Source organism: Lactobacillus sp. UMNPBX16 (assembly GCF_002553775.1).
Taxonomy (GTDB): Bacteria; Bacillota; Bacilli; order Lactobacillales; family Lactobacillaceae; genus Lactobacillus; species Lactobacillus crispatus.
The window spans coordinates 13,851-26,354 of record NZ_PCYU01000007.1 but is presented as its reverse complement, the minus strand read 5'-3'; the positions used below and the strand labels follow the sequence as shown (position 1 = coordinate 26,354).

Annotated in this window: 14 protein-coding genes; 6 read left to right on the top strand and 8 right to left on the bottom strand. The window is 35.1% G+C overall.

The features are described 5' to 3' along the window. Positions 1 to 102 precede the first annotated feature (102 nt). From CP367_RS01465 to htpX, 3 genes are all read left to right on the top strand, one after another. A complete protein-coding gene (locus CP367_RS01465; RefSeq protein WP_089145634.1) occupies positions 103 to 1,209 on the top strand; it encodes an SLC13 family permease in 1,107 nt (368 codons plus the stop codon). 96 nt (positions 1,210 to 1,305) lie between these two features. Beyond that, positions 1,306 to 1,866, top strand: coding sequence for a LemA family protein (locus CP367_RS01460; RefSeq protein ID WP_061204357.1), 561 nt, complete (start codon positions 1,306 to 1,308; stop codon positions 1,864 to 1,866). An 18-nt stretch (positions 1,867 to 1,884) separates the two neighbouring features. Further along, positions 1,885 to 2,781 carry a zinc metalloprotease HtpX gene (gene htpX / locus CP367_RS01455; protein WP_023487933.1) on the top strand — a complete coding sequence of 299 codons (897 nt, stop codon included), beginning with the start codon at positions 1,885 to 1,887 and terminating at the stop codon, positions 2,779 to 2,781. A gap of 103 nt (positions 2,782 to 2,884) precedes the next feature. Here the strand turns inward: htpX and CP367_RS01450 are convergent, their stop codons facing one another. The 6 genes from CP367_RS01450 to CP367_RS01425 all read right to left on the bottom strand — a co-directional run bounded on the left by CP367_RS01450 (position 2,885) and on the right by CP367_RS01425 (position 7,782). Then, positions 2,885 to 3,589, bottom strand: a complete 705-nt coding sequence (locus CP367_RS01450) for a hypothetical protein (RefSeq protein ID WP_089145635.1) — start codon at positions 3,587 to 3,589, stop codon at positions 2,885 to 2,887. 25 nt (positions 3,590 to 3,614) lie between these two features. Continuing rightward, on the bottom strand, positions 3,615 to 4,232 hold the full coding sequence (locus tag CP367_RS01445) for an aggregation promoting protein (RefSeq protein WP_089145636.1): 618 nt from the start codon (positions 4,230 to 4,232) through the stop codon (positions 3,615 to 3,617). A gap of 261 nt (positions 4,233 to 4,493) precedes the next feature. Further along, the gene (locus CP367_RS01440; RefSeq protein WP_089145637.1) at positions 4,494 to 4,769 is read right to left on the bottom strand and encodes a hypothetical protein; all 276 of its coding nucleotides are present in this window, start codon (positions 4,767 to 4,769) and stop codon (positions 4,494 to 4,496) included. A 15-nt stretch (positions 4,770 to 4,784) separates the two neighbouring features. Next, positions 4,785 to 5,474, bottom strand: coding sequence for a hypothetical protein (locus CP367_RS01435; protein WP_089145638.1), 690 nt, complete (start codon positions 5,472 to 5,474; stop codon positions 4,785 to 4,787). 180 nt (positions 5,475 to 5,654) lie between these two features. After that, on the bottom strand, positions 5,655 to 6,479 hold the full coding sequence (locus CP367_RS01430; protein ID WP_089145639.1) for a helix-turn-helix domain-containing protein: 825 nt from the start codon (positions 6,477 to 6,479) through the stop codon (positions 5,655 to 5,657). Between the two features lie 361 nt (positions 6,480 to 6,840). Then, positions 6,841 to 7,782 (bottom strand): AraC family transcriptional regulator, encoded by a 942-nt coding sequence (locus CP367_RS01425; RefSeq protein WP_089145640.1) that lies wholly within the window; start codon positions 7,780 to 7,782, stop codon positions 6,841 to 6,843. Between the two features lie 156 nt (positions 7,783 to 7,938). Between CP367_RS01425 and CP367_RS01420 the strand changes: the two genes are divergently transcribed. Genes CP367_RS01420 through CP367_RS01410 form a run of 3 tightly spaced genes read left to right on the top strand, consistent with a single transcriptional unit; the run spans position 7,939 to position 10,839 of the window. Continuing rightward, complete coding sequence (locus tag CP367_RS01420; protein WP_089145641.1) at positions 7,939 to 9,291, top strand: ATP-binding cassette domain-containing protein; 1,353 nt, start codon at positions 7,939 to 7,941, stop codon at positions 9,289 to 9,291. Between the two features lie 4 nt (positions 9,292 to 9,295). Beyond that, positions 9,296 to 9,949, top strand: a complete 654-nt coding sequence (locus CP367_RS01415) for an energy-coupling factor transporter transmembrane protein EcfT (protein WP_089145642.1) — start codon at positions 9,296 to 9,298, stop codon at positions 9,947 to 9,949. An 8-nt stretch (positions 9,950 to 9,957) separates the two neighbouring features. Continuing rightward, entirely contained in the window at positions 9,958 to 10,839 is an 882-nt protein-coding gene (locus tag CP367_RS01410; RefSeq protein WP_060462185.1) for a prolyl aminopeptidase, read from the top strand. A 23-nt stretch (positions 10,840 to 10,862) separates the two neighbouring features. Here CP367_RS01410 and CP367_RS10920 read toward each other — a convergent pair whose 3' ends face one another. Continuing rightward, positions 10,863 to 11,408, bottom strand: coding sequence for a C39 family peptidase (locus CP367_RS10920; protein ID WP_233186487.1), 546 nt, complete (start codon positions 11,406 to 11,408; stop codon positions 10,863 to 10,865). A gap of 499 nt (positions 11,409 to 11,907) precedes the next feature. Continuing rightward, positions 11,908 to 12,387: a 23S rRNA (pseudouridine(1915)-N(3))-methyltransferase RlmH gene (gene rlmH / locus CP367_RS01400; RefSeq protein ID WP_005720466.1), complete on the bottom strand. Its 480-nt coding sequence runs from the start codon at positions 12,385 to 12,387 to the stop codon at positions 11,908 to 11,910. Positions 12,388 to 12,504: the final 117 nt, after the last annotated feature.

Below are 12,504 nucleotides of genomic sequence, written 5' to 3'. Positions count from 1 at the left end.
AATCTTGATATTTTTAAAATTTATCATTGCATGCAATCACAAAAAGGCTCAAAATGGTACATAGGGTTTTTAGACGATTGTAATACGTAAGGGGGACCTTTTATGACCGTCTTAAAGAATATTGCTAAAGATAGAATTTTACAGATTACTGTGATCATTACAGTAGTCAGTCTTTTTTTTGCCAGACTGCGGTTTGCGGATATTAATTTCCATACATTATGGTCCGTTGCCGCGATGTTAACGATTATCCAGATCTATGCATACTTGCACGTTCTGGACGTTTTGGCATACAAGCTTACAAGCATTGCCGACAACACACGTAAGCTGAACACGCTGTTTTCGTTGTTGGCTGTTATTTCAGGGATGTTTTTAGGTAATGACATTACTGCATTAACCTTGATCCCATTGTATTTAAATATTGCTAAACGTTATAAATTGCCGCAGATTTTACCTGTTACCTTAATCGGAATGGGCGCAAACATCGGAGCAGCGTTTACGCCTTGGGGCAATCCGCACAATATTTTCTTGGTCAGCCGTTTTAACGTTGGTCCACTAAAGTTTTTTGAATGGTCTGTGCCTTATTTAGTAGTTTCAATGTTAATCATGGGGTTAGTCTTTCTATTTATTCCTAAAGAAGAAATTCCTGTCCAAAAAACTGAGCCTATCAAAATCAGTTGGCGTCCGACACTGATAACTACTGCTGTCTTTATTTTCTTCTTCTTTGGTGTTTTCAGAACCATTGATATTATTTGGCCAATGTTGGCATCAATCGCATTAGCCCTCGCAATTAATCCTCGGATTATGCTTAAAATTGACTACGCCTTACTTCTTACCTTTACTGGTTTCTTCATCTTCATCAGCGATATCCAACAAATCCCTGTTATTGTAAATCTAATCCATGGTACTGTTTATTCCGAAATTTCAACTTACTTCGCTTCAATTATCTCCAGTCAGGTAATGAGTAACGTACCATCAACCATTTTAGTTGGTAAATTTACTACTTATGCTCAAGCATTATTCTTGGGGTCAAACATTGGTGGTTTTGGTTCAGCCATTGGCTCAATGGCCAACATGTTAGTTCTTAAGACTTTCAATCAACACGGCAGCGTAAGCAAGAAGAAATTTTTCATTCAATGGACCATTATGCAGTTTGCTGGTTTGATTATTTTGACTGCAGTCGGATTATTACTATTAATCTTCAGAATTTAATATTTTTTGTTAAGAATGTCGCTTTGGCATTCTTTTTCATTGCCCAAGAAATTCGAAAACGATAAAATTAAATAAATATTTATGGAGGAAAAAACTATGTCACCATTAATTTGGATCATTATCGCCATTATTGTTTTAATCGTGGCTATTTATATCGTAACTTATAACGGTTTGCAAAGAGCAAAAGTCTACGCCGAAGAGGCTTGGAGTCAAATTGACGTTCAACTTAAGCGTCGGAATGACTTAATTCCTAACTTGGTTGAAACCACCAAGGGCTATGCCAAGCATGAAAAATCAACTTTTGAGGAAGTAGTCAAATTACGTAATCAATTGGTTAATGTGCCTCAAGGTAACCATGAAGAAGCGATGAAGCTTTCTAACCAAATTACTGATTCTCTGAAGTCAATTTTTGCTTTGGCTGAAGCCTACCCAGACTTGAAAGCTAATCAAAACTTCTTAAAATTGCAAGAAGAATTGACTAACACTGAAAACAAGATCGCTTACTCTCGTCAACTTTATAATTCAACTGTAGCAACATATGATCAAAAGTTGCTTACTTTCCCATCAAATATTGTTGCCAAGTGGCACCACTTTACTAAGATTAACTACTTAGAAACTCCTAGTGAAGAAAAGAATGTGCCTCAAGTTAAGTTTTAATTTTAAGGAAGTTTAACCATGCTTTACCAACAAATTGCTCGTAATAAACGCAAAACGGCGTTAATTATGTTCATCTTTTTGGTGATCTTAGGCTTAGTTGGTGCGGGAATCGGTTATCTTTGGAGCAATAGTCCAACAATGGGCGTTATTATTGCTTTAATCGGTAGTTTAGTCTACTTATTCATCATGTGGCAAAATCCAGCCAACATGATTATGAGCTTGAATCACGCGCAAGAAATTCATGAAGCCGACAATCCGGAACTGTGGCATATCGTAGAAGATATGGCGATGGTGGCACAGGTTCCAATGCCACGGGTCTATATTATTCCTGATCCTAGTCCCAATGCTTTTGCAACTGGTCGGGACCCTGAACATAGTGCGGTGGCAGTTACTCAAGGAATTTTAGAATTACTTGATCGTGAAGAACTCGAAGGCGTCTTAGGGCATGAATTATCACACGTGAAAAACTACGATATTTTACTTTCAACAATTGCCGTGGTATTAGTTGGGGTCATTTCTTTTATCTCTAATATGGCGTCCAATTTTTGGTTCTGGGGCGGCGTGCGCAGTGATGACGACGATGACCGTGACAGTAATGCTTTAGCCATGATTTTTAAAGTGGTTGCCTTGGTCTTCGTTTTGATCTTAGGTCCACTTTCGGCATCCCTAGCCCAAATGGCTTTATCACGTAACCGTGAGTATCTAGCTGATGCATCTTCAGTTAAATTAACACGTAATCCGCAAGGCTTAATTTCTGCCTTACGCAAGATTGAAAATAGCCAACCAATGAAAGTAGCTGATAGTAGTAGTGCTGGATTATATATCGAAAATCCATTCCACAATCACGGTTTGACGCACTTGTTTGATACTCACCCACCAACAGCAGACCGCATTAAACGCTTAGAAAATATGTAAAAAAGTTCGAACGATTATTGAATTTTCTAAATAAGGAATCAATGATCATTCGAACTTTTAAATTTATGACTGTATTTTTCTAATGAATACAGTCATTTATTATTTAATTAATAGTCCATAGTAAGATATTATCCTGTTTTTCCTGCATAAGATCTCGGATACCATCATCTTGTTTCATTTGTTGTAAGAAACTTAAAACAAACCTACGTTGCTTTCTTTTTAACTTTTCAGCTGCTTTGACAGCTAAATTAAAATCATACTTATTTTTAGCGATCCGTTTACGACCAGATACAGTATCTTTTTCTGGTGTTTTACTATTTAATCTTTCAAAATCTCTCTTTTTTATTCTTTTTAATGGATTAATAACCTTTTGAAGAGACTTACTTTGTATATCACAGTATTGTAGCCCAGCATTTGGTGTCCAGACATTATACTTATGATCCTTAGAAGTGACAAAATACTCGGGGGTACCATTCACATTCTTAAATACCATGACTTTAACAACCTTAAATTTAACATTTTTTAGCTTTTTAGAACTAATGCTTTTAGCGCCTTTAAAGTATGGATTATTTAAAAGTTTTCGATAGTTGCTTCTTCCAACAAAAATAGGTAGGGCAGAAGAATTAACATTTAAAATGTAGCCCCATTTACTAAGTTTAGGAGTATTCTTAATTACATAATGCTTTTTTACTTGCTTTGAAGCTACATTAGAGGCATTTGCAACATTACCCGAAATTAATGTATTGTTAAACAATGCTGTAAGTGCAACTGTAGTAACCAGAGCTGTAGCAATTTTCTTTAATTTCATAATCTAATCTATTAATTCTTTTCAATTAATACCAATTATGTGCTAACCAGAATTTTTTAGCATTTACCCATGAGCCATAACGACCTTTAACATATCGATTTGCAGTTCGTTCCTGATTAGCGGGAGATAAGTTTCCGTGTAAGTAACCTAATGATAATTGATAGCGTCCATATACACTACCATTTCTTGCAGTGTAGCTACCACCAGATTCACGTTGTGCAATCCAAGCTTTAGCTCTACGATTAGCAGGTGATAGATGGCTCCAATACTTTACATACAATGAATGTGGTACAGCATCGTTCTCTTGAGCAAATAAATTTGAATTTTGTGGGAGATACAAAGGGGTCCCATTTTTAATTGGATCATCTGGTTTAATATTGTCGTTTAATTTCTCAAGAACTGCTAAAGAAGTATTATTAGCTTCTGCAACTTGACGAAGAGTTTGATTATCATGGCTTGCAACCGGTGAAATAGATGTTTTAATAGGAACTACTGTATCGTTGTGACCGATTTGTAAAGCATTAGTATCAGCTGCTTTTCCATTTTCGATTGTATCAGCTTTTACTTGATTCCCCATGACGAAAATTGCTCCTGCAATAATCGCTGATGATAATAATAAACCTGTTTTTCCACAGATTTTCATTTAATTTCTCCTTTTCATATAAAATTTTTATCAACTAGCCAATAATATTCTAAAGAATTAATCTTATTTATTTACTTTTTAGAAATCTGCTAAATACTATACTTCATCTTTTTCAGATTTATTTAATTAAATGAAACAAAAAGTACAAAACAAAAACTCAATATTTCCATATAAATCAAAGCAGATCTAGAAAAAGGTCATTCAAATACAGTAAAAATGTAATCGAATGGTCTAAGGCACAAAACATTAATTATTTTGAAATTACTTATTGTTTCGAATTTTTTTTATTTTAAAGTAAGTAAAAACTGCACTAATTAACGCTACAATATCTAGTGGTATAAAAAGTATAATTCCAATTATATTTTTTATTAGCAAAAAGAATATATTAGCAATCAGCATTAACATTGGTAATACTAGTACATTCCAATAACCAAATCTTTGCCATAGACTATAGCGATAAGCCTTATATGCAGGCGTAGCACTAATTCCTAATCCTATGGCAATTAAGACTATATCAAGCCAGCCTAGATAAGACATGTCGTTCTCCTTATGTTAAAAAGTGTGAAAAGAAATATTAGGCGCATCCATGTAAATCTTACTATGACGATGTTTCCTATTAAAATTAGCTAATCTATTAGAAGTAGAATCTGTGTATGCCCCTAATGCATCACTTAGAGTACCAGCAATTTCATGTCCAGTCACCTGAGCTACCATACCGACAATAGTAGTTACACCTGATGCTGTACCTAATTTACCTATAAACCAATTAACGGCAGCATTTGAAGTAAAGTAGATTCTTACGCCCCACCAAAAACCGCGTACATAGCATCCACTATGTATTCTAGTAGATCCGCTAAATCCTGAAGCAAACATTACAAAAGGAGATTGATATGAAACTTCTTTTGTTTGTGGGTCAATAATCAGCCTATCCTTAATAATAGCCTGATTAGTTTTTTCAACTTGTTTATTTACAGATTGAATGACATTATTTGGTAAAAGCCGTTCTCCTTCTGGAGTGATATAAAATTGATTATTTTTCACTTCAACATACTGATCTGCCAATTCAATGTCAGATTGTGAAAGATTAACAGAAGTATGTTGATTTAAATCAACTTTATTTAGATCTGCTTTACTTGGTTGTGATGTTGTATCTGCAGATACCAATGTTGATAAAGGAAAACTAGCTACTGATGCCAATAAAGCAGCTGCTAACAAACTAATCTTAATTTGTTTTGATTTCATTATTAAATCCTCCATGTTAAAGCCAATAATTTACTATTCAGAAAGAATTGGAAATTCCCAATAAATCATATACTCACCTCTTTTTTTATTTTTCTTACTAAAGAATATTCCTCTCTTACTAGAAGGTTTTATAAAGTTTCGTAAGCGAAACAAATGTGGTGAAATATTTCATGTACTTATTTAAATTGGCCAATTTTTAACCCCTACAGTTATTCCCAAAGCCAACAAATCTGACTTCATTTGCTTTGCAGTATCTATTTCATTATTAAACAAGTGGTTAAAATACTTGCCACATATTTTATAATTTTCAAAGTGAGCGGTCGATGCAAGATCTTTTAAATATTTCAAAGCATTTGTGACATTATCGTTTATTTTTGGCTTCTTTTTATATCTCCAGTCAAGATAGTTACAACATAAGATAGCATACCGTTCTTTCATACTTTCATAAATTTGTTCAGTATGAGCAATTTTTATGAAGAATAGTCTCATTTCAACTTCAACTTTATCATTTGGAAGAATCAATAACGAAGTATTAAATAATCTTAGTGCGTCTATATCTTTTATCCAGTTTGGATGACTATTAAGTTTATCAATTACCGATTTTTTAAATTCATCATTTAATTTATCAATATTATTTGTCAAAAACGCAACTGTAATTTCGGCCCGTTGTTGTAAATACTTATTAGATGTTTTAGTTTTTATTTGAGCTAAATATTCTTGAGCCATCTTCGTATTATGATTATTTAAGGCCTGCTGCATTCCATTAAATATTTTTTCTTCATATTGTCTACTTTCAGACATATATGTACTTTTTAACATTTCAAAAAAATCGTTAATATCAATATTATTTTTAAATAATATCTTCACCAATGAATCACTGCTAAGGCTTTGTTTCCCATTAACCACTTTAGAATAAGTTCCTTTTGAAATTATACCAGCAGCCATCGCTGTAGCTGTTAAACCTAATTGATTTTGTACTTTTTTTAATGCTTCCCCAATAGTCATAATCTGTTACTTCCCATTCTTTTAATAAGAAAATTATACTCATTATTCTTACACTCGATAATCAAATTAAATAAATAATTACCAAGCATACCTGTTATTACGATAATTATGACAGTATCACTGTTGAATCGGTTATTGTATTGAACGATTACGTAACATTAAGCAAAAATACAAACATATTTTATCTAGACATATCAAAATCTGGAGATGTCAACAAATATTTATCAATTACAAAACATGCCCGAAAGGCTTTATATTGAACTATTGAATAAATGAAGCCTCATTTGTTCATACACTGAATTGGGTTTTCAAACTGATTTAAAGTAAAAAATAATCTGGAACTTTCGTCCAGATTATTTTTTTACTTTAAATTGATATTTGCTTGTCTAAACAATTCTGCCCGCATCGCTGCTGGTGTTATGTGGTAGTATTGATTAAATTTCTTATAAAAGAAAGACTTACTCGAATATCCGACTCGACCAATAATCTCTCTAAGTGAAATATCAGGCTGAGCCAGCAATTCACGCGCTTCTTGCATTCTTCGATCATCCACGTGATCCACAAAACTCTTGCCAGTCTTAGCCTTAACCATATTAGAGAAATAATTAGGATTGAAGCCAAAGTATTTTGCAGCGTCAGATAAAGAGACATCGGCAAAATGAAGATCGATGTAATTATCTAAGGTCTTCTTTTCAAACTTAGTTTTATCCAAACTAGTCGGTGTTGCCATGCGCTGAGTTCTAATTGAAATAATCAACATAGTGGTCAACTCAGCCTGAATTAAAGCTTTAGTAAACAAATCATTATTCAAATAACCGCCAATAATATGTTGCATCACTTGAGAAGCACGAGTAATTTGATTATTTTTTAGCCAAAGAACATGTTCATTTTCTAAGCTATCAACGATTTGCTCAATAACTTTAACCTCACGTTCTCCCTTACAGCTAAAATCTTTAAAATACTTGCGATATAGAAATCCACGCTTAAACTTCAACTTTATCAGTACGGTATCAGGTTTTTGACTTAAAATCTCATACTTGCAACCTTCATTCAGTAGCAAAACATTCCCAGACTTCATTTGAATGATCTTTTCACCACTCTTAATTGTCACAGTACCCTTAGCAATATATAAAATCGTTGAAACATCCATCCGATAGCGATGAATACCAGTATTATGATTTTCAAGGTAGATAGTAAACAGATCAAAATCTGGATTACCAGCTTCCAACTTTATTTCATTCTTATCTGTTGAATTTGACTTTAATACACTTGCCAGATATTGGTCCAAAGCAACAGCTGCCATATGTCCACCTTCCTTAAATTAAATAAAATATGGTAACACTATAATTACATTATAAATCAAAACTTTATTTAGTATTAAGTATTATTTATGATTTGCTCTACTTATAACAAACTTTACCTGTAGACAGTCCCCAAAGCATCTTGTACAATCAGACTTATGAAAGTAACCGTTAACAATCTTACTTTTTCTTATGAAAAAGAACCTATAATTGACCATCTAAATATTGAAATTCCCCATGGATTTTCTCTGTTAATTGGACCAACTGGCTGCGGTAAATCTACCTTGCTTAAAATTATTGCTGGTTTATACCCCAAATATGCAGGGAGACTGACAGGTACGGTGGAACTGCACGGACAAAAGGCGGCAATGATGTTTCAAAATGCGGCTGAGCAATTCACAATGCCAACTCCACGTGAAGAAATTGTCTTCGCTTTAGAAAATTTGCAATTAGATGAAGGTGAATATCAAGCACGACTGGATCAGGCAACGGCTTTCACCCAAATTGCCGATCTTCTTGATCAAAAGATTAATACCCTATCAGGTGGCCAACAGCAACGAGTTGCTTTAGCTGTCTTAATAGCTATGGATGTAGATTTATTGCTCTTAGATGAACCGTTTGCCAGTTGTGATCCTAAGACACGTGCTTTTTTGATTAAAAAATTAGCGATTTTAGCTCACAACGGAAAAACTATTATTTTAAGTGACCACGTTTTAGACGATTATGAACCTGTCTGCGACCATCTTTTTGAGTTTACAAATAATCAAGAAGTTATTGAATTAAATGCTAGCAAAAAAATAGCCTTATTTGAACAAAATAAAAAATTGCATGAGCGACATTATCATTTTGTCTTACCTAATAGTGAGCCTATTTTCACTTTAAAACAAGTCCAAATTAGACAAAACAAGCTTTTGCTTAAGCAAAATGAGCTAAATTTGCATTCTGGCACTACCCTAATTACTGGTGCTAATGGTGTTGGCAAGACGTCTTTATTTAAAGTAATGACCAAAATGATTCCGTATACTGGTAATTTTGCTTATTTAAATAAGGAAATCGCTCAAATCTCAGCTAGAAAATATTTAACACAAGTAGCTCAAATTTTTCAAAAAGCAAGCGACCAATTTTTAGCTGTGACTGTCAAAGATGAACTAGAATTAAGTAAAAAGGATAGAAATTTATTTTTTACTGAAAAAAAGGTCAATGAATGGTTAGAAAAATTAGGTTTAGCTGACCACTTAGACCAAGTAGTCTATTCTCTATCAGGCGGCCAACAGAAGAAATTACAAATTCTGCTAATGTTAATGACTAAACATCAAGTTTTATTGATTGATGAGCCGCTCAGTGGACTTGATCACAACTCGGTCAAACTTGTTTTAGAATTAATGCGAGAAAGCCAGCAAAAGCTTCACCAGACGTTTTTTATCATTAGCCATCAAATAGACGAGCTAGCTGAATTCTGCGATTACCGGCTAATTTTGGCGGATCAGCGCTTAAAATATGTAGAAAGATAAGCTTATGAATCCTAGTTTAAAATTTCTTTTAGCGTTTATTATTTCCCTGGAAATATCTTTAAAGGCTAGTTTAGTTACTAATTTGTTAGTGATTGCCTTCGCGCTAGTTTATTTAATTATTACTCGAATCAAAATTAAAGAGTTAATTTTGCTCATTGTTCTGCCCTTTATTGCTGCTTTTACAATCTTTGCAACGCTCTTTTGGTTTTCACCAACACCAAATGCTTATTATTCTTGGAATTTGTCAACGCGTGTCTATGTTTATACCTTGACGATTGCCTGCGTGACACGTAATAACACCGCTACAGACTTTGCCCGATCATTAGAGCAGAACCTGCACTTACCCAGTAAATTTGCCTACGGCGTGCTGGCGGCGATTAACATTATTCCGCAGATGAAGATGGCGGTTAAACAGATCCGAACTAGCGCTATGATGCGGGGCATTTATCTCAGTTTTTGGTCGCCGGTCCTCTATTTTAAAGCAATTCTTGTTGCTTTAAATTCAGCTGACAATCTGGCCCAAGGAATGGAATCACATGGCTATGTCGAAGGGCAAAGAAGGTCGACGATCATCGCTATTCCTTTAACAGCTAGAGATTGGGTAATCTTCTTTACCCTGCTAATTTTGGTTAATATCTCATTGTTTTTGTTCAAATAGGTGAAAAAATGGAAATTATCGAAGGAAAAATGCCTTTCATGGGCTATGAAACTTACTATCGTATTGTTGGTCGAAGAAGCGAAAAGACACCACTCGTATTGCTACATGGTGGTCCCGGCTCAAGTCATAATTATTTTGAGGTTTTGGACAAATTAGCCGAAATTGATAACCGACGGATTATCATGTACGACCAGTTAGGCTGCGGCAAGAGTAGCATCCCTGATGATCACCCTGAACTTTATACTAAAGAAACATGGGTTAAGGAACTCATGGCGTTGCGGGAGCACTTGGCTTTGCGCAAAATACATTTATTAGGACAAAGTTGGGGTGGGATGCTAGCGCTAATCTACATGTGTGATTATCATCCTGTTGGCATTCAAAGCTTGATCTTGTCTTCAACCTTGTCGTCTGCTTCCTTATGGAGCAAAGAATTACACCGGATGATCAAATACTTGCCAATTGAAGAACAGGCGGCAATTCATCGCGCCGAATTGACTAGCAATTTTAACGATCCTGATTACTTAAAAGCTAATGAGCACTTCATGAATCAACATGCAATTGACATGACGAAAACGTGGCCTGAATGCGTTATGCGAAAAAAATGTGGTGGTATTGTAGCTTATGAAACCGCCTGGGGACCAAATGAATATACGCCAGAGGGCAACTTGCACGATTACGAATACACAGAAAAACTAGGCAAAATAAAAATCCCAACTCTAATTACGAGTGGGACTGATGATTTATGTACACCTTATGTAGCTAAAACGATGCAGGATCATCTTGCTGGCAGTAAATGGCAGCTATTTGAAAACTGCGGTCACATGTCTTTTGTAGAAAAAACAGATGAATATGTTGAAATGCTGCGAAAGTGGCTTGATCAACATGACTAAAAAGTAAATATATTTACATAAAATTAATAACTCAACGCCCGATGAGCATCTAAAGCCCAATGCGTTGCAAAAATTTCCTGCTTGATTTTCCGCTTGGTTCCAGTCCAAGGATCATTATAATAGATCGTTTTACCATGGTAACCCGTCAAGGTAATAGCATGGTTAGAGAGGCCGTCAAACATCCCTACCCAAACAACCACCAAGTGTGAATTAATCAGCTTATCCTTAATTGCGGGCAAACCACAATTAGTCATATTCTGTGCTCTACCAAGATAATGCTTCACTACTGGTTTCACCCCATTAGGAGCAACCCAATAGCCGAGCGGATATTTCTTGTAAGGCGAACCGATAAAGCCTTTGTACAACTTCCAAGCACCGTTATGCGTAGTGCGTTTTTTTGATTTACTGTAGATGTAGGCGTTACGCTTTAAAACGCGACCTTGACCACTAATATTGGTCACCTTAATATAAGCATCCCTATCAGCCAACTTGTAGAATTTAGCGCCATTAACTGTTATGGGACTTTGATTTACAGTTACTGCACGATATGCGTAATACTTTTCACCCAATGACTTGCCATTTTCATCATAAAAAAAGCCGCCCCGAAGGACGGCTGTATTGAGTCTGGATCGGATTAATCAAAGAAACTATCAATCAGGTTCTTGAGGAACTTTTTAATAGCCCTCTTGAGCTCTTGAAGCACTTGCCATCACGATTCAGTGGTAGAAATACTACTACAAAGATAAAGTAATACTTCATGGGAGTCTACCTCCTTCCACACGAGTAAGGGCGCTACCCCTTCAGCGTTACCATTTATGTGTTAAAATTGAGATACTACAAAGATAAAGTACACTTCAGCGTGTGCGTGAGCTACTAGCTGGTAGCTCAAAAATTAGCAGGGCGATCGAAAGATCGTCTTTTTTGTTGCCAAGCATAATTTAACAAAATCTATTTTTAAATCATAAAAAACTAAAAAAGCACTGACCTGCCACAGTTTTTTTCAATATGCTTGTGAAATCTGCAAATATGCAAAAATAAAAAGCCCAATTTATGGGCTTTTTCTATATTCTACTTATGATAAGGACTACCTGAGTTAATCATAAATGCACGATAGATTTGTTCAATCAACACCACGCGCATCAACTGGTGTGGCATCGTCAATTTACCAAAACTAATCAAGTCATTTCCCCTCTTGTTTACAGCATCGCTAGTCCCTAAACTGCCACCAATGACAAACGTAATGTCTGAATGACCATAAGTTGCGAGATCCTGAATCTCTTTAGCGAACTCTTCGCTGCTGCGCTGCTTTCCTTTAATTGCAGTCACATACACGTACTCCTTATCTTTAATTTTGCTCAGGATTCGCTGACCTTCAATCTCTTTAACCTTCTCATCTTCAGCTGCACTGAATTTTTCCGGTGCTTTTTCATCAGGCACCTGTACAATGGACACCTTTGCAAAACGACTGAGTCGTTTCTCATACTCCGCAATTGCATCCCTAAAATACTTCTCTTTTAATTTTCCAACACATACAATTTTGATATTCATGATTCTATTATAACAAGCATAGCTAATTTTCCATTCATAATTTTAATCTACCAGCACAATACTAACATCCCTTCCACACTATTTACCCAAACTTTTCCACAAAACTTCAAAGACCAA